This window comes from Streptomyces sp. NPDC001406 (assembly GCF_042895285.1).
GTDB lineage: Bacteria > Actinomycetota > Actinomycetes > Streptomycetales > Streptomycetaceae > Streptomyces.
Genome location: NZ_JBIAWG010000019.1, coordinates 7,911 through 28,434, shown reverse-complemented (window position 1 = coordinate 28,434; position 20,524 = coordinate 7,911). Strand labels below are relative to the sequence as shown.

Here is a 20,524-nt window from a genome sequence, read left to right as displayed (position 1 = left end):
GAGACGAAGGTCGCGCAGAGTGACTAGCGTGGATCACCGAGTGAGCCCGTACAGATTATTTGTACGGGTTCGTACCGGGTCGCGTAAGGGCAGGCGTGGGGAGTTGGACCCGCATGAACTCCAGGAAGCTTCCGCGGAAGAAGAACCTCTCGGCCATGAAGATGCTGGGCGCCCAGCTCGCGACGGCGCGCCGGGCGGCCGGTTTCACGCAACGCGCGCTCGCCGAGCGGCTCATGGTGGACGAGGAGACGATCGCGTCGATCGAACAGGGCCGACGACCACTGAAACGGGACCTCGCCGAGCTGCTGGACGAACTGCTCGACACCAAGGGCCTGTTGAGCGCCGGGGTGGACAACCTGCCGGAGATCGACCAGTTCCCGCTGTACGCCGAGCAGTACATGGCGCACGAACGGGAGGCCATCTCCCTGTCCTGGTACGACGCGCTGGTCGTCCCGGGCTTGCTCCAGACCCGGAACTACGCGCGTGCGCTGCTGGGCGGCCGTGTTCCCGCTTACGACGCGGACGAGTTGGAGACGAAGATCGAGGCCCGCGTCGGGCGCCAGGAGATTCTGCACCGCAGGGTGCCTCCGACACTGAGCTTCGTCGTCTGGGAACCGGCGCTGCGCATGCCTACGGGAGGCCACGAGACGCATCTTGATCAGTTGCGGAACCTGCGCGAGCAATCCGAACTCCCGGGCCTGTCCCTGCAGATCCTGCCGCTCGACCGCACTTCGCACGCGGGGGACGCGGGCCCGTTCATCCTCCTTGAGACACCCGACCACCAGCACCTCGCCTATGCCGAGTCCCAACGCGGCAGCCAGTGGGTTTCCGACCCAGATGAGGTGTCCATCCTGGCTCGCAAGTATGCGATGCTGCGAACGCAGGCCCTCACCATCGAGGACTCAAGAAGCCTGCTGGACAGTCTGCTAGGAGAGCTATGAGCACCGCACTTCAGTGGTTCAAGTCGACCTACAGCAGCAGCGAAGGCGGCGCCTGCCTCGAAGTCGCCCCCACCCCCCACACCATCCACATCCGCGACTCCAAACACACCCCCGAAACCGGCCCAACCCTCCAGGTAACCCCAACCAGTTGGGCCGCCTTCACCACGTCCCTCAAGTAGCCCCCGGGGCCACTGTCAGTGCCTGCGCCTACAGTCACTGGCATGGCGACTCTTCCCAACCCGCTGCCCACACTGGCGACCGATCCGAGCGGCCGCTCGCTGGGGCTTCAACTTCCGCCTGGGCGTGTCATCGACGAGGTGCTGTGGTACGCCGACGGCCCCGCGTCGCTCAGCGGCTGGACCGCGCTCCAGCGTGCCCCACGGAAGGCCGGACTCCTCCCGCTGCTCATAGACGCCGGCGGTGAGCTGGGCGGCCCGGAGAACTGGGAGCTGCTCCCCGAGGAGACGTCGTACCCGGGGGACCACGACGCGGAGGAGGTGCTGGCCGAGGCGTGGGACGAGTGGCCCGGACTCGCGCCGGCCGGGACGCACGGGGCGGACCCGGAGGCGCGGGCGGCCGAGGCGGTGGCGGCTCTGCTGGAGGCGGCTCCCAGGTCGGCGGACCACCGGCTGGCCCTCGTCCCGGCGCGCCGTTCCGCCGACGTCCCGGCGGCTTTCGGCTGGACCGGCCCCCTCAACTACGAGCCCGACGTGGCCCGCCTCTGCGCCGTACTGCGCTCCTGGGAGGACCGCTTCGGCGCACGTGTCATAGCGCTCTCCTACGCCCGGATGACCGTCTCGGTCGCGGCGCCGCCCACCACACCGGCCGAGGCGGAGGCACTCGCGGTCGAGCACTTCGCGTTCTGCCCGGACGAGTCCGGGGAGGACCTCCAGGCTTACGCCAAGAGCCTGGTCGGCGCCCACACCTGGTCCTTCTGGTGGGACTGACCCGTGCGCCGGTGAGCCGCCCGCGGCTTCAGATGCCCAGCCCCCTGGCCAGTCTCCGCAGGCCCTCGCCGATCTCCTCGGGTGTCTGGGTCACGAAGCACAGGCGCAGGGTCGAGGGGTCGGGGGTCGCGGCGTAGAAGGGTGCGCCCGGGACGTATGCCACGTCCTGCTTCACCACCTGGGGGAGCAGGGCCGTGGTGTCGTACGAGTCCGGGAGGCGGGCCCAGAGGAACATGCCTCCCTCGGGGCGGTTCCAGGACGAGCCGTCCGGGAGGGCTTCGGGAAGTCCGGCGAGCATGGCGTTCCGGCGTTCGCCGTACACCGCCCGGACCTTCGCCACGTGGGCGTCCAGCACGTCCAAGTAGCGTGCCGCGGCGAGCTGGTTGAGTGTCGGGGTGTGCAGGTCCGCCGCCTGCTTGGCGACCGCGCAGGCGCGCAGCAGCTCGCCGGGGGCTCGTAGCCAGCCGAGGCGCAGGCCCGGTGCCATGACCTTGGAGAAGGAGCCCAGGAGGACTGTGCGGTCCTCGGCGCCGGGGTGGGTGGCGATCCACGGCACCCGCTCGCCCTCGTAGCGCAGTTCGCCGTACGGGTCGTCCTCGACGATCCACAGGCCGTGCCGGGCGGCTGCCGAGGCCACGGCCGCGCGGCGGGCGGTGGGCATCGTGCGGCCGGTGGGGTTCTGGAAGGTCGGGACGAGGTAGAGCAGCTTGGGCCGCTCGCGCCGTATCAGGTCCTCCAGCGCCGCCGGGTCCACCCCGTCGTCGCCCGGCACGGCCACCACCCGCGCGCCCGCCAGCCCGAACACCTGAAGTGCCGCCAGATAGCAGGGGCTTTCGACCAGAACCGTGTCCCCTGGGTCGAGCAGGGCCGTCGAGAGGAGCGAGAGTGCCTGCTGCGAGCCGGTGGTGATCAGCAGGTCGTCGGGGGTGGTGGGCAGCCCCTGTGTGGAGATGCGGGCCGCGAGTCCCGCGCGCAGCGTCGGCTCGCCCTCCGTCGTGGAGTACTGGAGCGCCCGCTCCGGGACCTGGGCCAGGACCTGGTGGAACGCGGCCGCGATCCCCTCGCGGTCGAACAGCTCCGGGGCCGGCAGACCGCCCGCGAAGTTGATCACCTCGGGGCGGGCGGTGACCGCGAGGATGTCCCGCACCGGCGAGCCGCCGACCGTACGGGCCCGCGCGGCGAGCGGCGGGACGGCTGCGGTGGAGGAGGCGGCGGGCTCGGTGACGGTCATGGCAATGGCTCCTTCGGCAGGCTGCGCGTATGGGTCCGTGCCCGCAGCCTAGGAAGGCAGTTGCTTCCTACACCCTTGATTCCGCGATCCGGACACGTCCGCACGTCCCGGAACGCCGTCCCAGAGCTTTTCGTTTCCGCAGGTCAGACGCGTGGTCCCGGTTCAGGCGTCCCGAATCACGCGCGTAAGGTGGCGAACGGCCCGGATCTCCTCGCAGGCTGGGGGCACACCGAGCGCCGTTCCGTATACGCCCCCCTCGCGCCCAGGAGCCCCCCATGCCCGCACGCCCCCTCGCCGCCGCAGCACTCGCGCTGGTCGCCGTGTTCACGCTCTCGGCCTGTCAGGACGGCCAGGGCATACGCGACGAGGGACCCTCCTCCTCGGCCTCCCGGCACGCTCCGGCGCACACCGGCACGTCCTCTCAGAACTTGGTCGTCCCCTCCTCGACCCAGCCCGAGCCGCCCAGCGGGAACTCGTAGGCGGGCCGCGCGTTGTTGCCGCTCGTGCGGAACGGCCTGCCGTGGTCGTCGATCCGCAGCGTGCCGTGGCGGGCGCCGCTGGACCATTTCAGCTCCAGGTACCAACTCACGTCGTACGCCGAGGCGTCGGCCCTGATGTAGTAGACCTCCGGGTCCGACTCGCTCACCTTGAACGGGAAGTTCCGGTGCCCGGCCTCCGGTACGACGGCGGGGCGCGCCGCGTCCAGGGCGACGGTGAAGGAGCGAGTCGGGACGCCACCGCCGCAGCCGACTCCCGGATAGCCCATCGCGTAGTCGTTCCAGGCGAGGGGCGAGCGCTTGTCGCTGCGGACGGTCAGACTCTCGACGACCACGGTCTCCTTGCCGGTGCCCTGCACGGTGAGCGTGACGTACTGCTCCCCCGAGGAGACGGCACCGTGCGCGGCCACCCAGGCCGTCGCGTCGTTCTCGGTCGGCGGCGGGGCGACCTTCGTCGGGGGCCGGTCGATCAAGTAGCGCTGGTCGCAGGGGCTTTCCCAGGTGTAGGGGTGGGTGGCGACGGTGAGGGGCGGCGCGGTGGCGGTCTCACCGGCCCCGGCCTTGCCGCGGGCGCCCGGCTGATCCCGCTCGTCCGTCGCGGAGGAGGAGGCGGAGGCAGAGCGCGAGGGTGAGGCGGACCCGGCGGCCGAATCGGACGGCGAGGCGGTGCCGCCCGGTGTCTTCGCGGAGTGTGCGCCGTCCGCGGCCCCGCCCTGTGCCGAGGCCGCCGCGACGGGACCGCCGTGCGTGCCGTCCGAACCGTCCGACGAGAACTTCACCGCCAGCGTGACCGCACCGAGAACGGCGGCGACCGCGATACCGGCGACGAGGGCGGTGCGGGTACGGCGACGCGTGTCCGTACGGACCGAGGTCACCGGTTCCCGGGACTCCTCGGGCCTGTCCGGCTCCTCCGCCTCTTCAGGCTCTTCAGGCTCCACCGGTACGGAGTCCGCCCGGGCCGGCTCCCCCTTCCGCCCCCGCATCGCATCCGCCAGCACCCAACGCCGGTGCAGCTCTACCAGTTCCTCGGGCGCGGCCTTGCAAAGGCGGGCCAGCCGTTCCACGGGGGCGTAGTCCGCCGGTACGGCGTCCCCGTTGCAGTAGCGGTGCAGCGTCGACGTACTCATGTGGAGCCGCTTGGCCAGCACGCCGTAGCTGAGCCCCGAACGGTCCTTCAACTCCCGCAGCAGCTCGGCGAAGCCGCCGCCGACAGTGCTGTCCGGCACTGTTCCTCCATCCCCCGTGTCCCACTCCCGCGTTCCAGGGAGGGACTGTTTCCGCAGGTCAGAGCCTGTTTGGCCATTCCAGCGTCCCTGATCGGCCGCCGGGTGTGGCAGGTGGGACGGATCGCCCCGCAGGCTCTGGTCATCCAAGCACGACACCACCCTCCGCTCGAAAGAGGACTTGCCATGCGTACCCGCCGTACCCCGCTGCTCGCCGTCACCGGAGCCGCCCTTGCCGCCCTCGCCCTCACGGCGTGCAACGGCGGTGACGGGATCAAGGACGAAGGCGCGTCGCGGTCCTCCGCCACGACGGCCACGACCGCGGGCGACAAGGGCGCCGCGACACCCACCGCCGACACCACGAAGGGTTCGGGCTCCGCCTCGGGCTCCACTTCGGGCTCCGCGTCGGGCTCCACTTCGGGCTCCGCGTCGGGCTCGTCCGGATCGGCCAAGGGGTCCTCGTCCTCGGGCTCGTCCGGATCCGTCAAGGGCTCCTCGGGCGGCGGCTCCTCGGACCCGTGGGACCCGAAGAACCGCGTCCTGTGCAACGGCTCCAACACCAAGGTCACCGCGCAGCCGGTCCCCCGCCCGCTCAACCACATGCTCATCACGGTCAAGAACACCGGGTCGAAGTACTGCGACCTGACGTACTACCCGGTGCTCCGCTTCGACGAGATGCAGTGGGTGCCGCAGGCCGCCGAGGAGACCCACCCGCAGGCCGTGACGACCCTCGCGCCCGGCGAGTCCGGCTACGCGGGCGTCCTGCTGTCCGCCGCCGACGGCAGCGGGGAGGGCGGCACGACGGGTCACAAGCTGACCGTCGCCTTCCAGGGCAAGACGCCCAACAGCAGCGGCGGCGCGTCCGCGACCCCGTCGCTGCCGGCCAAGGGCGTGTACTACGACAGCTCGCTGAAGGTGACGTACTGGCAGCAGAACGCGGACGACGCCCTCAACTGGTGAGCCGCGTCAGAGCAGCCGCTGGGCGACCTCGGTGGCCCAGTAGGTGAGGATGTTCCGGGCGCCGGCCCGCTTGATGCCCGTCAGCGTCTCCAGGATGGCGCGGTCGCGGTCGACCCAGCCCTTCTCCGCGGCGGCCTCGATCATCGAGTACTCGCCGGAGATCTGGTACGCGGCGACGGGCACGTCGACGGCGTCCGCAACCCTCGCCAGGATGTCGAGGTAGGGCCCGGCGGGCTTCACCATCACCATGTCGGCCCCCTCCTCCAGATCGAGGGCCAACTCCCGCAGGGACTCGCGCCAGTTGGCGGGGTCCTGCTGATAGGTCTTGCGGTCGCCCTTGAGCGAGGAGGCGACGGCCTCGCGGAAGGGGCCGTAGAACGCGGAGGAGTACTTGGCCGTGTAGGCGAGGATGGCGACGTCCTCGCGGCCGATCTGGTCGAGCGCGTCGCGGACGACCCCGATCTGCCCGTCCATCATTCCGCTGGGCCCGACGACATGGGCACCGGCGTCGGCCTGCACCTGCGCCATCTCGGCGTACCGCTCCAGAGTGGCGTCGTTGTCCACGCGGCCGTGCTCGTCGAGCACCCCGCAGTGCCCGTGATCGGTGGTCTCGTCGAGGCACAGATCGGACATCACCAGCAGGTCGTCCCCGACCTCGGCCCGCACATCGCGGATGGCGACCTGAAGGATCCCGTCCGGATCCGTCCCGGGAGTGCCGAGGGCGTCCTTCTTCCCCTCCTCCGGCACACCGAAGAGCATGATCCCGGAGATCCCCGCCTCGACCGCCTCCGCGGCCGCCTTCTTCAGGCTGTCCCGCGTGTGCTGTACGACGCCGGGCATGGCGGCGATCGGCACCGGCTCACCGACCCCCTCGCGCACGAAGGCGGGGAGGATGAGGTCGGCGGGGTGCAGCCGGGTCTCGGCGACCATGCGACGCATCACGGGGGACGTCCGCAGTCGCCGGGGCCGCGAACCGGGGAAGGAGCCGTACTTCGTCATGCGCTCTACGCTACGCCTGGCGCAGGGGCCCCTTTGCCGACGCCCTGTCGGCCCCCGGGCAGCCCGGACCGCCCGGTGTCACGGCGTGAGACCCTCCCGGTGTCACGGCGTGAGATAGGTGTGGAAGACATTCTCCGGGTCGTACGCGGCCTTCAGCGCCCGCAGCCGCTCCCAGCCTGCCGGGGTGTACGACCGCCGGGCCCGGGACGGATCGGCGGTGAGGTCGGCCTCGGCGATGTAGTGGCCGGTTCCGTACGGCTCGACGATCCGCATCGTGTCCCTCAGCCAGCGCACATTGTCGGCGTCCGCGGCCGGGTCGTCCCAGGTCGCGAAGGGGGCCAGATAGGTCTCGCCCAGGACCGGGAAGGCCATGTCGCGCGAGAGGGAGCGGTCCCGCGAGACCGGCCACAGGGGCGCGAGGACCAGTGACTGCTCCGAGGGGGCCGCGGCGACGGAGGCGGCGAGCGCGGGCAGTAGGGTCTCGTACCCGGTGTCCGACCACAGGGTGTCCACGACATTGCGGTGGCCCCGGGGCCAGAAGCGGGACGACGTGTCGTAGAGGTCCTCGAAGGTCCTGGGCTCGTCCACCCTGCGGAACAGGGCGCGGTCGGCCAGGGGGCAGTCCCGCAGCGGCTCCAGGCAGGCGACGGCTTCCTCATGCGTGCGGGCGAAGGCGGTGCCGGTGAAACCGATCACCTTGGGCCTCGGCATCGCCGTCGCGTAGTCCGGGGAGGCGGTCGCGAGCATGAAGGACGCCTCGACGTTCGCCGGCAGCCGCTTGGCCGCCGTGGTGGCCCAGCGGGTCACCGGTTCGACGTCGGCCAGGGGGAAGGCGTACGTGGTCTCGGCGACCGCCGTCGGCAGGTCGTACAGCGCCAGATGGAAGCGGGTGGCGACGGCGAAGAAGCCGGGGCCCGCGCCACGGGCGGCCCAGAAGAGGTCGGGGTGCTCGTCCTTGCTGCAGGTGAGGGTGGAGCCGTCCGCCGTGACCACCTCGACCGCCCGCACGCTTGCGGCGGCCGGCCCGAGGACGCCCGCGTTCCAGCCGAGGCCACCGCTGAGCAGATAGCCGCCGAGGGCAACCGGTCCGCAGTGCCCGGCCGGGAAGGCGAGGCCGTGCGGGGCGAGCGCGGCGACGAACTCGCGCCCGCTGAGCGCCGGTTGCACGGTGGCGGTGCGCGAAGCCGGGTCTGTCTCGCATGCGTTGAGCGCGGAGAGGTCGATGAGCATGCCGCCGTCACGCAGCGGTGAGCCGCACCAGCTGTGTCCGTGGGAGCGCAGGGCGATCCGGTGCCCCTCGGCGCGGGCCAGCCGGACGGCGGCCGGGACGTCGCGCTCGGTGGCGGCCCGGACGATCAGATCGGGAAAGCGCTGCGGCTTGAGCTCGTTCCACAGCATGGCCGACCAGGTGCTGTCGTAGGCGGCGTCGCCCCGTCGGACGATTTCTCCCTCGATCTTTTCGCTCATGCCGGCTCCTCAAAGCTCCTCGGCCGCTCGTGAAGCTCAGCCACTCGTGAGGCTCAGCCGCTCGTCAGGCCGAAAATCAGGATGCACAGCGCCCAGCCCAGCATCACGAGGGCCGCCCCCGCCACATGGGTGCGCACGGAACGCGCCCGCTGGGGCACCAGCCAGAAGGCGAAGATGCGATTCACCAGGGGCATCATGAACCAGGTCAGGATGGAGACGCTCAGCACGTTCGAGACGAACAGGCTGAGGTAGCCGGGCACTCGGAGGTCGGTCAGCACACGACCGACCGTCAGGTTCAGGACCATCACGGTGGGATAGAGCCCCAGCACCACGGACATGGCCTGTTTCCAGTTGGGCGGGACCGCGTTGTCCGCGCCCGCGCCGAAGCGGAACCAGCCGCTGAAGGCCGATCCCACCTTCTGCACGTCGTAGCCGGAGAAGTAGCGCTCGCCCTCTTCCAGGAGCCTTTGGCGGGTGTCCGACGCGAGCCATTCGTCGAGGTGTTGACGGGTGTCGAAGCGGAAGACGACGACCCAGTTGTCCTGGATTCCCTCGACCGGCCTGAACAGTTCGTTGCCCATGAAACCCGGGTACTTCGCCTGCGCCTTGAAGGCCTTGACCTGCCACCGTGCGAAGTCCCCCTCGCGGCCTGGGCGCACATGATGGGAGATGACCGCCGTGACGGCCTCCTCCTTGGCCTGCGGTGGCGCACCGCCGGCCAGGACTTCCTGTGTCGGCGTCCCGTCGAAGAGCGGGCGGGCCTCGGCAAGCAGTTCCCGGCGCTCGCTGGAGTCCAGCCACGCGGTCAGCTGGTCGAGACGGGAGAAACGGAAGACCACCACCCAGGCACGCTCGTCGCCGACGCCCGGGGGATACATTTCCGTCCCCTCGAATCCGTCGAATGCGCGCACGGCCCGGTTGGTCCGTTCCTGCCAGCGCTGATAGTCGTCTTCGCAGCCTTCCCGCACCTTTTGGGAGGTCACAACGGTCGCGCCGTCTCCGGCCGGGGCATGGATTGCACGTGAACCCATACGGAGTAGTCTAGTTCAAAGGGGAGTTATCAAACAAACGAGGAAAGGCGGGGCAATTTTTTCTCGGCAGTGCTGAGTGGAGGTCCGACATGGGTCACCAAGAGTTCCTGGCCGAAGCGGTACGGCTGGCCACAGAATCCGTCGTGAGGGGCTGGGGCGGGCCGTTCGGCGCCGTGCTCACCCGGGACGGCGAAATCGTGGCCACGGGACAGAACCGTGTACTGCTCACCGGCGATCCCACCGCGCACGCCGAAATGGAGACCATCCGCAAGGCCATACAGCGCCTGAACCCCGCGGCGCCGTCGATATCGCCGGAACACCAGAACGAGAGCACACTCGAATACGTGCCGCGCCCCGAAGGGTCCCCCGACCCGGTGCCGGAGCGGGCCAGGATGCTCCAGGGCTGCTCGATCTACATCAGCGGCGCGCCCTGCCCGATGTGCATGAGCGCCATCTACTGGTCGCGGATCGACGACGTCTACTACAGCTGCGATCTGACGGCCACTCGGGAAATCGGCTTCGACGACTCGTTCCAGTACGAGGACTTCCAGCGGCCCCTCGACCAGCGCCGCATCCACGTCGAACAGATCCTCCCCGAACTCGGCGCCGAGGCCTACGAAGCCTGGACCCACAAGGCCGACCGCCACGCCTACTGAGGCACAAAGAACGCCCCGCCGTCTCCTGTACGGGACGGCGGGGCATACACGCCACGGCAACCGCGAAGCCCGCCCAGGCCGTGGACCGCCACCGCCGGGCCCCCCGGCCGACGCTCGCTCGGGCGGGTGACGGGCTCCCCCATCCTCGCGCAGGAGACGGGGGCAAGCACTTCACACAGGGCGCGGAGCCGCTACGTCGTTGACCGCCGCCCCCCCCCCGGCCGCGTGACGGGATCCCCCACCCCCAGCGCCGCAGTCCGGCGGCGCAGGCCGAAGTCGGCCGCCCCCTCCACCGGCTCGTCACCCCCCCTCGCTACCCGCACCAATCGCGAACGCCCCCGTCTCCCACAGGAGAGGGGGCGTTGCACTTCACACAGGGGCGCGGAGCCGCTACGTCGTCGAGCGACGCCGCCGTGCCCCCGCCCGCCGCTCACTCGGCCGCGTGACGGGGTCCCCCACCCCCAGCGCCGCAGTCCGGCGGCGCAGGCCGAAGTCGGCCGCCCCCTCCACCGGCTCGTCACCCCCCCCTCGCTACCCGCACCAATCGCGAACGCCCCCGTCTCCCACAGGAGAGGGGGCGTTGCACTTCGCACAGGGCGCGGAGCCGCTACGTCGTCGAGCGACGCCGCCGTGCCCCCGGCCGGCGCTCACTCGGCCGCGTGACCGGGTCGCCGGCCTCCAGGGCCGCGGCCCTGCGGCGCAGGCCGAAGTCGGCCAGGGCCTCTGCCAGCTTGTGGACGGACGGCTCGGGAGCCATGACGTCGACGCGCAGGCCGTGTTCCTCCGCCGTCTTCGCCGTCGCCGGGCCGATGCACGCGATCACCGTCACGTTGTGCGGCTTGCCCGCGATGCCGACCAGGTTCCGGACCGTCGACGACGAGGTGAACAGGACCGCGTCGAAGCCACCGCCCTTGATCGCCTCCCGCGTCTCCGCCGGCGGCGGTGACGCCCGCACGGTGCGGTACGCCGTGACGTCGTCGACCTCCCAGCCCAGCTCGATCAGCCCGGCGACAAGGGTCTCCGTGGCGATGTCCGCCCGGGGCAGGAACACCCGGTCGATGGGGTCGAAGACGGGGTCGTACGGCGGCCAGTCCTCGAGCAGGCCCGCCGCGGACTGCTCGCCGCTCGGCATCAGGTCCGGCTTCACGCCGAAGGCGATCAGCGCCTTCGCCGTCTGCTCGCCGACCGCGGCCACCTTGATGCCCGCGAAGGCGCGCGCGTCGAGGCCGTACTCCTCGAACTTCTCCCGGACCGCCTTGACGGCGTTGACCGAGGTGAAGGCGATCCACTCGTAGCGGCCGGTCACCAGGCCCTTGACCGCGCGCTCCATCTGCTGGGGCGTCCGCGGCGGCTCGACGGCGATCGTCGGCACCTCGTGCGGCACGGCCCCGTACGACCGCAGCTGGTCGGAGAGCGACGCCGCCTGCTCCTTCGTACGCGGTACGAGCACCTTCCAGCCGAACAGCGGCTTGGACTCGAACCACGACAGCTGGTCGCGCTGGGCGGCCGCGAAGCGCTCACCGACCACGGCTATCACCGGCCGGCCGCCCTCCGGGGACGGCAGCACCTTCGCCTGCTTCAGGGTCTGCGCGATCGTGCCGAGCGTGGCGGTCCAGGTGCGCTGACGCGTCGTCGTACCCGCGACGGTGACCGTCAACGGAGTGTCCGGCTTGCGGCCTGCGGCCACCAACTCGCCCGCGGCCGCCGCCACGGAGTCCAGCGTCGTCGAAACGACGACCGTGCCGTCCGACGCGCCCACCTCCGTCCAGCACCGGTCCGACGCCGTACGGGCGTCCACGAACCGGACGTCCGCGCCCTGCGCGTCCCGCAGCGGCACACCGGCGTACGCGGGCACACCGACCGCGGCCGCGACACCGGGGACCACCTCGAAGGGCACCCCGGCGCCGGCGCACGCCAGCATCTCCTCGGCGGCGTACGCGTCGAGCCCGGGGTCCCCGGACACCGCACGCACGACCCGCCTGCCGCCCCGCGCGGCCTCCATGACAAGATGAGCCGCATCCCGCACCGACGGGACCCCAGCGGTTGTTGACGCGCCGTCAACAACCGCCAGTTGAGGCGTGCCCTTGCCCGGATACGTATCCAAAGAGGAATCCGTGTCCGTCGGCACGACGGAGACACCCTGTCGGGCGTGCGTCCGGATGACGTCGAGCACGTCGTGCTCGGCGATCAGGACGTCCGCGTTCGACAGCGCCTCCACGGCGCGCAGAGTCAGCAGTCCCGGATCCCCGGGTCCGGCACCGAGGAAGGTGACGTGCCCGTGTTCCGGACCGGCGGCGGGAAGGGTGGTGGGGCTCAATGTGCTCGCTCCCCCATCAGACCGGCCGCGCCCTGGGCAAGCATCTCGGTGGCGAGTTCGCGACCGAGCGCCACTGCCTGCTCGTACGTCTCGGGCACGGGACCGGTGGTGGACAGCTGCACCGTGCGGGAGCCGTCGGTCGTGCCGACGACAGCGCGCAGGCGCATTTCCTTGACAATCTGCCCGTCGGCCAGCAGGTCGGCCAGCGCGCCCACGGGGGCGCTGCAGCCGGCCTCCAGGGCGGCGAGCAGTGACCGCTCGGCGGTCACGGCGGCCCGCGTGAACGGGTCGTCGAGCCTGCCGAGCGCCGCGATCAGCTCCGCGTTGTCCGCGGCACACTCGATCGCCAGGGCCCCCTGGCCGGGGGCGGGCAAAACCGTGTCGACCGACAGGAAGTCGGTCACCTCCTCGATCCGGCCCATGCGGCTGAGGCCGGCCGCGGCCAGCACGACCGCGTCCAGCTCGCCGTCCCGGACGAATCCGATGCGGGTGTCGACGTTGCCCCGGATCGGGACCGTCTCTATGTCCAGCCCATGGCTGCGCGCGTACGCGTTCAGCTGCGCCATGCGGCGCGGCGAACCCGTGCCGATGCGGGCGCCCCGCGGGAGGTCGGTGAACTTCAGCGCGTCCCGGGCGACGATCACGTCACGCGGGTCCTCGCGCTCGGGAACGGCGGCCAGCACCAGCTCCGCGGGCTGCCCGGTCGGGAGGTCCTTCAGCGAGTGAACCGCGAAGTCGACCTCACCGCGCAGCAGCGCGTCACGCAGCGCCGTGACGAACACGCCCGTGCCGCCGATCTGCGCGAGGTGCTCACGGGACCTGTCGCCGTACGTGGTGATCTCGACGAGCTCGACGGGCCGTCCGGTCACCTGGCCTACGGCTTCCGCCACCTGCCCCGACTGGGCCATGGCGAGCTTGCTTCGCCTGGTCCCCAGTCTCAGTGCCTTGGTACTCATGCTGGCCCTCGGTTCTTGGCCTGGTTCTCGGTGCTGTCCTCGGCGCGGGAGACGGAGGCCACCGTCTCGGGGTCGAGGTCGAACAGGGTGCGCAGCGCGTCCGCGTACCCGGCGCCGCCGGGCTCGGCCGCGAGCTGCTTGACCCGTACGGTCGGCGCGTGCAGCAGCTTGTCGACGACGCGGTGCACGGCCTGCCGGATCTCGCCGCGCTGGCGTTCGTCCAGGTCGGGGAGGCGTCCGTCGAGCCGGGCGATCTCGCCCGCGACGACATCGGCGGCCATGGTGCGCAGCGCGATCACCGTGGGCGTGATGTGCGCGGCCCGCTGGGCCGCCCCGAAGGCCGCGACCTCGTCGGAGACGATACGCCGGACCTGGTCCACGTCGGCCGCCATCGGCGCGTCCGCCGCCGCCTCGGCCAGCGACTCGATGTCCACCAGCCGCACCCGGGCCAGCCGGTGCACGGCCGCGTCGATGTCGCGGGGCATGGCGAGGTCGAGGAGGAAGAGCGCGGGGGCCGGGCGCGGTATCTCGGCCACCGGTTCGGGCCTGCGGCGCTCGGGGATGCGGCCGACCAGCGCCACGGTGGCGGCCAGGGCGGCGATCGCCTCGGCGTCCGCGGCCGGGTCGAGCGCGATGACGGCACCCGGCGCGGCGGACGTGCGCCGGTCGCGGCCGGGGGTGTCCGGGGCGCCGTTGTCCACCCAGGCCGCGTGCTGCTCCAGCTCGGCGGCGGCCATTCCGGCGACGGCGGCCTCGCCGAGCACGGAGAAGCCGGCGGTGCCCTGTACGGCGGGGAGGTCGAGGGGGCAGTTCTCCTCGGTGCCGACACTGGTGGGCGGCAGCGGAGCCGTTCGTACGTCCGTCTGCACCGCCGTACGGGAACCGGCCTCGGCCCCGGCGGCGGGCTCGCCGGTACGGCCCGTGACGGCCTGCGCGACCGCGTCCGCCGTGAGCACCAGGCCCGTCGCTCCCGTGCAGGACACGGCGACGTCGGCACGTGTCAGCTCGAACGGCACCGATTCCATCGGTACCGCGCGGGCCGTCACGTCCGTCTCGGCGCTCTCGGTGAGGATCTGCGCGAGGCGCTCGGCGCGCTCCAGGGTGCGGTTGGCGACGACGACCTCGGTGACCCCGGCGCGCGCAAGCGTCGCGGCGGCCAGCGAGGACATCGAGCCGGCGCCGATGACCAGGGCCTTCTTGCCCTTGGCCCAGGTCTGCACCTCGGTGCCCGCGGCCAGCTGCTCCATGCCGAAGGTGACCAGGGACTGGCCCGCGCGGTCGATGCCGGTCTCGGAGTGGGCGCGCTTGCCGACCCGCAGGGACTGCTGGAACAAGTCGTTCAGCAGCCGGCCGGCGGAGTGCAGCTCCTGCGCCTTGGCCAGGGAGTCCTTGATCTGGCCGAGGATCTGTCCCTCGCCGACGACCATCGAGTCCAGTCCGCAGGCCACCGAGAAGAAGTGGTGGACGGCCCGGTCCTCGTAGTGCACGTAGAGGTAGGGGGTGAGCTCCTCCAGGCCGACGCCGCTGTGCAGGGCGAGCAGCGTGGACAGCTCGGCGACACCGGCGTGGAACTTGTCCACGTCGGCGTACAGCTCGATGCGGTTGCAGGTGGCGAGCACCGCGGCCTCGGTGGCCGGTTCGGCGGCGACCGTGTCCTGGAGCAGCTTGACCTGGGAGTCCGTGGACAGCGCCGCGCGTTCCAGCACGCTGACCGGAGCGCTGCGGTGACTCAGTCCGACGACGAGGAGACTCATGCCGGCATCACGGCGGGTACGTCCCCGTCGGGCCCCTGGTCGGCGGAGTCCTTGCGGTCTGCGACGGCCGGGGCCCCGCCGTCGGGGGTAGCCTCCTCGCCGGCCTTGCGCTGCTCGTGGAAGGCGAGGATCTGCAGCTCGATGGAGAGGTCGACCTTGCGCACGTCGACGCCGTCCGGGACGGTCAGCACGGTCGGCGCGAAGTTGAGGATGGAGGTGACGCCGGCGGCCACGAGCCGGTCGCAGACCTGCTGGGCGGCGCCGGCCGGGGTGGCGATGACGCCGATGGAGACCCCGTTGTCCTTGATGATCTTCTCGAGCTCGTCGGTGTGCTGGACCGGGATGCCGGCGACGGGCTTGCCCGCCATGGCCGGGTCGGCGTCGATGAGCGCGGCGACCCGGAAGCCACGGGAGGCGAAGCCGCCGTAGTTGGCGAGGGCGGCGCCGAGGTTGCCGATACCGACGATGACAACCGGCCAGTCCTGGGTCAGGCCCAGTTCGCGGGAGATCTGGTAGACGAGATACTCGACGTCGTAGCCGACACCGCGCGTTCCGTAGGAGCCCAGGTAGGAGAAGTCCTTGCGCAGCTTGGCGGAGTTGACCCCCGCCGCGGCCGCGAGCTCCTCGGAGGAGACCGTGGGTACCGAGCGCTCGGACAGTGCAGTCAGGGCTCGGAGGTACAGCGGAAGCCTGGCGACGGTGGCCTCGGGAATCCCTCGGCTGCGGGTCGCCGGTCGGTGTGTTCGGCCAGTTGCCACGGTGCTCCTGCGGGTAGAGCGGGGCTGCGGGCGGTCACACGTACCCAGACCGCCCCGTCGACAGCAGGCTATGTCTTTGTGAACGCGTGCACAAAGATGGTGTCCGATTTGCCCGGCCAACGTGACCGGGGTCACGCGCTTCTCTCCTGGGGGCAAAACCGCGCACTTCCTCGTCAATCCCGCCCCCAAGACCAAGTCGCCGTCGATCCTAAGCGACCATCCGTGGAACTTTGAACTAGTCGGTCAGTGCTTTGCGCAACCGTTCTTCGTTCACACGCCAGAACGTGTGCTGTTCACCGTCGACCAGGACGACCGGAATCTGCTCCCAGTACTGGTCGTGCAGTTGCGGATCCTGAGTGATGTCCTTCTGTTCCCAGGCCACACCGAGATCACCGCACACCTTCTCCACCACGAGTTGTGCGTCATCACACAGATGACAGCCGGGCTTGCGGACGAGAGTGACGAGCCGGTCCTGCGGAGCCGGTGCCTTACGGCGGAAGAGGGGACTCATGTCGGCCATTGTCCCGCCTCTTTAACGGCATGGTCGCGGAGAGTTCACGGCCTCCAAACCTCCGGACTCCGGAACCACCGAACAAACTGGCTATGCTCACGCCATGGCCGCTCTCGGATGGCTCACTCCCCGTAGGCGCTCCGCCACGGCGCGGAGCGTGTTGGCAGGCGAGGCCTCGGCGGAGGCAGCGCGCAAGTCCTCGCAGGACGCCGCCGGTGTTCCCGACGAGGAAGAGCCCGACTTCCCGGTGCTCGGCGACGAGAAAGCCGCCGCGTTCTTCGACCTGGACAACACCGTGATGCAGGGTGCCGCGCTGTTCCACTTCGGCCGGGGCCTGTACAAGCGGAAGTTCTTCGAGACCCGCGACCTGGCGAAGTTCGCCTGGCAGCAGGCGTGGTTCAGGCTGGCCGGGGTCGAGGACCCCGAGCACATGCAGGACGCCCGCGACTCCGCGCTCTCGATCGTGAAGGGGCACCGCGTCGCCGAGCTCCAGTCGATCGGCGAGGAGATCTACGACGAGTACATGGCCGAGCGCATCTGGCCGGGCACCCGGGCGCTGGCCCAGGCCCACCTGGACGCGGGCCAGCGGGTGTGGCTGGTCACCGCGGCCCCCGTGGAGATCGCCGGGGTCATCGCCGGGCGCCTCGGCCTGACCGGCGCCCTGGGCACGGTCGCCGAGTCCGTCAACGGCGTCTACACGGGCAAGCTGGTCGGCGAGCCGCTGCACGGCCCCGCGAAGGCGGAGGCGGTCCGCGCGCTGGCCTTCGCGGAGGGCCTGGACCTGTCCCGCTGCGCCGCCTACAGCGACTCCCACAACGACATCCCGATGCTCTCGCTCGTGGGCCACCCCTACGCGATCAACCCGGACACCAAGCTGCGCAGACACGCCCGTGAGAAGGACTGGCGGCTGCGCGACTACCGCACCGGCCGCAAGGCGGCGAAGGTCGGCATCCCCGCAGCGGCGGGGGTCGGAGCGGTCGCCGGCGGCACCGCGGCCGCGATCGCCCTGCACCGACGCCGTCGGTAGACGCTTTCGGTCACCACTTCTGTCACCACCACCACAAACCCCCGGTCGGCCGCACTCAGGTGCCGGATTATGCCGTCCGGGGTCTCAACACGCCCTCGCTCCGTAGGAACTCGCACTTTTCCGATCAACAAGCGTTCACTCTATGGCACTTGAAGTGGCGCCAAACGGTTACCGAAGCGACGCAATCGATGATTTGAGCAACTGGGTGTAGCAGCGCCTGCACGAAGCGTTATTCTCCTGGGACGCAAACCGGTACCTCTCCGTCGCTACGACGGGTGAACGGTTCCGCACTGCACGTGATGGAAGCTCTGCCTCTGGGAGTCCCGTGTACCCACACGTCGGGGTTGACGCCTCGGGCCTGGCTACGCTGCGCGCAACGGTCGCGACGGCCCAGCAGCTGTTGCGCGGCTACGTCCCCACCGCGTCCGCCGTCCCCGCCTTCGCCACCGCCGCGCCCGTGGGCCCGTGCTACGCACTGGCCGACGGCGGCGCCGCGGTCGGCAGACGCGGCCGCTCGGCCGGTGCGGCCACCGCCCGCCGTCCGGCCGCGGACAGCGACAGCGCGCGGATGATGGACCTCGTCGAGCGCGCGCAGTCCGGCGAGGCCGAGGCCTTCGGCCGCCTGTACGACCAGTACAGCGACACGGTGTACCGCTACATCTACTACCGCGTCGGCGGCAAGGCGACCGCCGAGGACCTCACGAGTGAGACGTTCCTGCGCGCCCTGCGCCGCATCGGCACCTTCACCTGGCAGGGCCGCGACTTCGGGGCCTGGCTGGTCACCATCGCCCGCAACCTGGTCGCCGACCACTTCAAGTCGAGCCGTTTCCGCCTCGAAGTGACGACCGGTGAGATGCTCGACGCCAACGAGGTCGAGCGCTCCCCGGAGGACTCGGTCCTGGAGTCGCTCTCGAACGCCGCTCTGCTCGACGCCGTACGGCGGCTCAACCCGCAGCAGCAGGAGTGCGTGACGCTGCGCTTCCTCCAGGGCCTCTCCGTCGCGGAGACGGCCCGGGTGATGGGCAAGAACGAGGGCGCCATCAAGACGCTCCAGTACCGGGCCGTGCGCACCCTCGCCCGGCTCCTGCCCGACGACGCACGCTGACTCGCGCCGCCGCCCGGACACGATGGGCAACGAGCAACTCACGTTCCGTGAGGGCCTGTTGTCTTTCTGATCCTTTCATCTGTCGTCCGTAACCCAAGTGCCGCGCCAGTCGTTGTGCGGGATACAGGCTCCCTGTGGTCACGTCCGGGCCGACCCTGATCACCAGATCGTGTGGAAGTGCTCGGGGGCGTGCAACCCTCAGGACCCCCTGGGGAGTCGACCGTCATGACGAGAGGAGGTGCCGCCAGTGATCGCGAACGTATCGGCGCACCGGCGGGCGAACGCCTTCGCCCAGGCCCTGGAGGAGCAGTCCGACCGGGACACGGCGGCCACGCAGTCCGAGAGTCCGGGAGCATCGCCACCGCTCCCCGCGACTGCGGAACGGACCGAGCAGGGCGAGCTGTTGGCCCTCGCGGCCGGTCTGGGCGCGCTGCCCAGGCCGGAGCTCGACCCGGAGGTCAAGGTCGTCCAACGGGCCCAGCTCGTGGCCGCGATGGAGGCCATGCTGCGGGAGGGCACCCTGGGCGGGGCGGCGGATCCTTCGGTGCCCGAGCAGCGTTCCCACCGGGCCAAGGGCGCCCATCGGGCGAGCCCGTTGGGGAAGTTGCGACCGCGTTCACGGCTGACCAAGGGCCTCGCGGCCGGCGGACTCAGCGTCGGGGTGGCCGCCGGGGCCTTCGGCGGAGTGGCCGCCGCGAGTTCCGACGCGCTGCCCGGTGACTCGCTCTACGGCCTCAAGCGCGGCATCGAGGACTTCAAGCTCAACTACCTGAGCGATGGGGAGGACGAGCGCGGCCAGACGTATCTCGACCAGGCCTCGACGAGGCTGAGCGAGGCCAGACGGCTGATGGAGCGCGGGCGCAGCGGCCAGCTGGACCACGAGTCCATCGGCGAGATCCGCCACACGCTGTCCGGCATGCAGCACGACGTCTCGGAGGGCCACCGCCTGCTGCACGCGGCCTACGAGCGCGACCCGGACTCCCTGGGCCCCATCCAGGCCCTCTCCGCCTTCTCGCGGTCCCACCGTGAGGCCTGGGGCGCGCTCCGCGACAAGCTGCCCGTCCAGCTCGGGGACGTCAGTGACCAGGTCTCGTCGGTGTTCGACGCCATAGACGAAGAGGTCGCGCCGCTCCAGTCCCTGCTCCCGCAGACGCCCTCGCAGACCGCGGACGGCAAGCGGCAGGGCACCGGCTCGGCGTCCCCCGGTTCCTCCGGCACACACCGGTCGACCGCGCCCTCCACGGGCAGCTCCGCCTCCGGCCGGAGTTCGAGCACGGGCAGCCCCAGCGGCTCGGCGTCCGGCAGCGAGAGCGACGGCCTGCTCGGCGGCACCACGGGCGGCCTGTTCGACCCGCCGAAGAGCAGCGGCAGCGCCTCCCCGTCCACCAGCAAGACCCCGACCACACAGCCGGACGTCACCCTGCCGCCCCTCCTCCCGGGCCTCCTCCCGGGCCTGGGAATCGACAGCAACGACGCCAACTAGCCCACCATCAACCCAACGGGGGCGCCCCTCCTGAAAGGGGCGCCCCCGTCGCCGTACACCGACGGCCACAACGCATCAAAGGAAAACGGACCGCCGCTGCACCAACAGCTGTAGAGCGTGTGAGCGGGATCGCGCCGAGCGGGCCCAGCCACGGGAAGGTAGGGGTGAGCGGAAAGTACGGGAAGCCGAGAAGCCGCGCCAGGGACCCATTCACACCGCCGCCCTCGCACCGCTCCGCGGGCTTCGGCCGCCTGCGCCGGACTCCGTCCGCCGACCCGACATGCCCCCGAACACACTCAGAAAAACACCGACCGCCGCTGCACCAACAGCTTGTAGAGCGTGTGCTGAATCTGCTCCCGCACCTGGTCCGTCAGATTGAACATCAACATCGGGTCCTCCGCCGCCTCCGGCGGATAACCGTCCGTCGGAATCGGCTCACCGAACTGAATCGTCCACTTCGTCGGAAGCGGGACCGCCCCGAGCGGGCCCAGCCACGGGAAGGTAGGGGTGAGCGGAAAGTACGGGAAGCCGAGAAGCCGCGCCAGGGACCCATTCACACCGCCACCCTCGCACCGCTCCGCGGGCTTCGGCCGCCTGCGCCGGACTCCGTCCGCCGACCCGACATGCCCCCGAACACACTCAGAAAAACACCGACCGCCGC

The 20,524-nt window shown here is 70.9% G+C and carries 18 protein-coding genes and 1 pseudogene; 8 read left to right on the top strand and 11 right to left on the bottom strand.

Annotation, left to right across the window (positions count from 1 at the left end; translation table 11 throughout):
* Positions 1 to 113: 113 nt before the first annotated feature.
* Genes ACFY1J_RS36850 through ACFY1J_RS36840 form a run of 3 tightly spaced genes read left to right on the top strand, consistent with a single transcriptional unit; the run spans position 114 to position 1,888 of the window.
* Positions 114 to 941 carry a Scr1 family TA system antitoxin-like transcriptional regulator gene (locus ACFY1J_RS36850; RefSeq protein WP_390732728.1) on the top strand — a complete coding sequence of 276 codons (828 nt, stop codon included), beginning with the start codon at positions 114 to 116 and terminating at the stop codon, positions 939 to 941.
* Entirely contained in the window at positions 938 to 1,120 is a 183-nt protein-coding gene (locus tag ACFY1J_RS36845) for a DUF397 domain-containing protein (RefSeq protein WP_390732727.1), read from the top strand. Before ACFY1J_RS36850 ends, ACFY1J_RS36845 begins: the two co-directional genes overlap by 4 nt.
* A gap of 42 nt (positions 1,121 to 1,162) precedes the next feature.
* Positions 1,163 to 1,888: a DUF4253 domain-containing protein gene (locus ACFY1J_RS36840; protein ID WP_390732726.1), complete on the top strand. Its 726-nt coding sequence runs from the start codon at positions 1,163 to 1,165 to the stop codon at positions 1,886 to 1,888.
* 28 nt (positions 1,889 to 1,916) lie between these two features.
* Here the strand turns inward: ACFY1J_RS36840 and ACFY1J_RS36835 are convergent, their stop codons facing one another.
* Positions 1,917 to 3,119 (bottom strand): PLP-dependent aminotransferase family protein, encoded by a 1,203-nt coding sequence (locus tag ACFY1J_RS36835; RefSeq protein ID WP_390732725.1) that lies wholly within the window; start codon positions 3,117 to 3,119, stop codon positions 1,917 to 1,919.
* Between the two features lie 421 nt (positions 3,120 to 3,540).
* Complete coding sequence (locus ACFY1J_RS36830; protein ID WP_390732724.1) at positions 3,541 to 4,842, bottom strand: helix-turn-helix domain-containing protein; 1,302 nt, start codon at positions 4,840 to 4,842, stop codon at positions 3,541 to 3,543.
* Positions 4,843 to 5,025: 183 nt separating this feature from the next.
* Here ACFY1J_RS36830 and ACFY1J_RS36825 point away from each other — a divergent pair, with 183 nt between their 5' ends.
* Positions 5,026 to 5,799 (top strand): DUF4232 domain-containing protein, encoded by a 774-nt coding sequence (locus ACFY1J_RS36825; protein WP_390732723.1) that lies wholly within the window; start codon positions 5,026 to 5,028, stop codon positions 5,797 to 5,799.
* Between the two features lie 6 nt (positions 5,800 to 5,805).
* Here ACFY1J_RS36825 and hemB read toward each other — a convergent pair whose 3' ends face one another.
* From hemB to ACFY1J_RS36810, 3 genes are all read right to left on the bottom strand, one after another.
* Positions 5,806 to 6,798: a porphobilinogen synthase gene (gene hemB, locus ACFY1J_RS36820; RefSeq protein ID WP_390732722.1), complete on the bottom strand. Its 993-nt coding sequence runs from the start codon at positions 6,796 to 6,798 to the stop codon at positions 5,806 to 5,808.
* A gap of 102 nt (positions 6,799 to 6,900) precedes the next feature.
* On the bottom strand, positions 6,901 to 8,265 hold the full coding sequence (locus ACFY1J_RS36815; RefSeq protein WP_390732721.1) for an FAD-binding oxidoreductase: 1,365 nt from the start codon (positions 8,263 to 8,265) through the stop codon (positions 6,901 to 6,903).
* A 53-nt stretch (positions 8,266 to 8,318) separates the two neighbouring features.
* Positions 8,319 to 9,296 (bottom strand): antibiotic biosynthesis monooxygenase, encoded by a 978-nt coding sequence (locus ACFY1J_RS36810; RefSeq protein WP_390732720.1) that lies wholly within the window; start codon positions 9,294 to 9,296, stop codon positions 8,319 to 8,321.
* An 89-nt stretch (positions 9,297 to 9,385) separates the two neighbouring features.
* Here ACFY1J_RS36810 and ACFY1J_RS36805 point away from each other — a divergent pair, with 89 nt between their 5' ends.
* Positions 9,386 to 9,952 (top strand): nucleoside deaminase, encoded by a 567-nt coding sequence (locus tag ACFY1J_RS36805; protein ID WP_390711440.1) that lies wholly within the window; start codon positions 9,386 to 9,388, stop codon positions 9,950 to 9,952.
* Between the two features lie 607 nt (positions 9,953 to 10,559).
* Here ACFY1J_RS36805 and ACFY1J_RS36800 read toward each other — a convergent pair.
* The 5 genes from ACFY1J_RS36800 to ACFY1J_RS36780 all read right to left on the bottom strand — a co-directional run bounded on the left by ACFY1J_RS36800 (position 10,560) and on the right by ACFY1J_RS36780 (position 16,248).
* On the bottom strand, positions 10,560 to 12,269 hold the full coding sequence (locus tag ACFY1J_RS36800) for a uroporphyrinogen-III synthase (RefSeq protein WP_390711439.1): 1,710 nt from the start codon (positions 12,267 to 12,269) through the stop codon (positions 10,560 to 10,562).
* A complete protein-coding gene (hemC, locus tag ACFY1J_RS36795; RefSeq protein ID WP_390711438.1) occupies positions 12,266 to 13,225 on the bottom strand; it encodes a hydroxymethylbilane synthase in 960 nt (319 codons plus the stop codon). The genes ACFY1J_RS36800 and hemC overlap by 4 nt, the downstream gene beginning before the upstream one ends.
* Positions 13,222 to 14,979 (bottom strand): glutamyl-tRNA reductase, encoded by a 1,758-nt coding sequence (locus ACFY1J_RS36790; protein ID WP_390732719.1) that lies wholly within the window; start codon positions 14,977 to 14,979, stop codon positions 13,222 to 13,224. Before ACFY1J_RS36790 ends, hemC begins: the two co-directional genes overlap by 4 nt.
* A complete protein-coding gene (locus tag ACFY1J_RS36785) occupies positions 14,976 to 15,737 on the bottom strand; it encodes a redox-sensing transcriptional repressor Rex (protein WP_363299707.1) in 762 nt (253 codons plus the stop codon). Before ACFY1J_RS36785 ends, ACFY1J_RS36790 begins: the two co-directional genes overlap by 4 nt.
* Positions 15,738 to 15,972: 235 nt before the next feature.
* Positions 15,973 to 16,248, bottom strand: a complete 276-nt coding sequence (locus ACFY1J_RS36780) for a glutaredoxin family protein (RefSeq protein ID WP_263211190.1) — start codon at positions 16,246 to 16,248, stop codon at positions 15,973 to 15,975.
* 103 nt (positions 16,249 to 16,351) lie between these two features.
* Here ACFY1J_RS36780 and ACFY1J_RS36775 point away from each other — a divergent pair, with 103 nt between their 5' ends.
* The 3 genes from ACFY1J_RS36775 (at position 16,352) to ACFY1J_RS36765 (ending at position 19,863) form a co-directional block, all read left to right on the top strand.
* Positions 16,352 to 17,275 carry an HAD family hydrolase gene (locus ACFY1J_RS36775; RefSeq protein WP_390732718.1) on the top strand — a complete coding sequence of 308 codons (924 nt, stop codon included), beginning with the start codon at positions 16,352 to 16,354 and terminating at the stop codon, positions 17,273 to 17,275.
* 325 nt (positions 17,276 to 17,600) lie between these two features.
* Positions 17,601 to 18,380, top strand: a complete 780-nt coding sequence (locus ACFY1J_RS36770) for an ECF subfamily RNA polymerase sigma factor, BldN family (RefSeq protein ID WP_263211187.1) — start codon at positions 17,601 to 17,603, stop codon at positions 18,378 to 18,380.
* A gap of 247 nt (positions 18,381 to 18,627) precedes the next feature.
* On the top strand, positions 18,628 to 19,863 hold the full coding sequence (locus ACFY1J_RS36765) for a DUF5667 domain-containing protein (protein WP_390711435.1): 1,236 nt from the start codon (positions 18,628 to 18,630) through the stop codon (positions 19,861 to 19,863).
* Positions 19,864 to 20,159: 296 nt separating this feature from the next.
* On the opposite strand, the pseudogene ACFY1J_RS36760 reads toward ACFY1J_RS36765, so the two are convergent.
* A pseudogene (locus tag ACFY1J_RS36760) lies at positions 20,160 to 20,408 on the bottom strand (glycerol acyltransferase); the annotation flags it as partial.
* Between the last annotated feature and the right edge of the window lie 116 nt (positions 20,409 to 20,524).

Coding starts and splice junctions, on each gene's coding strand:
- ACFY1J_RS36815 (WP_390732721.1), bottom strand. CDS start 8,265: ATGAGCGAAAAGATCGAGGGAGAAATCGTCCGACGGGGCGACGCCGCC.
- ACFY1J_RS36845 (WP_390732727.1), top strand. CDS start 938: ATGAGCACCGCACTTCAGTGGTTCAAGTCGACCTACAGCAGCAGCGAA.
- ACFY1J_RS36780 (WP_263211190.1), bottom strand. CDS start 16,248: ATGAGTCCCCTCTTCCGCCGTAAGGCACCGGCTCCGCAGGACCGGCTC.
- hemB (WP_390732722.1), bottom strand. CDS start 6,798: ATGACGAAGTACGGCTCCTTCCCCGGTTCGCGGCCCCGGCGACTGCGG.
- ACFY1J_RS36790 (WP_390732719.1), bottom strand. CDS start 14,979: ATGAGTCTCCTCGTCGTCGGACTGAGTCACCGCAGCGCTCCGGTCAGC.
- ACFY1J_RS36840 (WP_390732726.1), top strand. CDS start 1,163: ATGGCGACTCTTCCCAACCCGCTGCCCACACTGGCGACCGATCCGAGC.
- ACFY1J_RS36775 (WP_390732718.1), top strand. CDS start 16,352: ATGGCCGCTCTCGGATGGCTCACTCCCCGTAGGCGCTCCGCCACGGCG.
- ACFY1J_RS36835 (WP_390732725.1), bottom strand. CDS start 3,119: ATGACCGTCACCGAGCCCGCCGCCTCCTCCACCGCAGCCGTCCCGCCG.
- hemC (WP_390711438.1), bottom strand. CDS start 13,225: ATGAGTACCAAGGCACTGAGACTGGGGACCAGGCGAAGCAAGCTCGCC.
- ACFY1J_RS36805 (WP_390711440.1), top strand. CDS start 9,386: ATGGGTCACCAAGAGTTCCTGGCCGAAGCGGTACGGCTGGCCACAGAA.
- ACFY1J_RS36825 (WP_390732723.1), top strand. CDS start 5,026: ATGCGTACCCGCCGTACCCCGCTGCTCGCCGTCACCGGAGCCGCCCTT.
- ACFY1J_RS36810 (WP_390732720.1), bottom strand. CDS start 9,296: ATGGGTTCACGTGCAATCCATGCCCCGGCCGGAGACGGCGCGACCGTT.
- ACFY1J_RS36850 (WP_390732728.1), top strand. CDS start 114: ATGAACTCCAGGAAGCTTCCGCGGAAGAAGAACCTCTCGGCCATGAAG.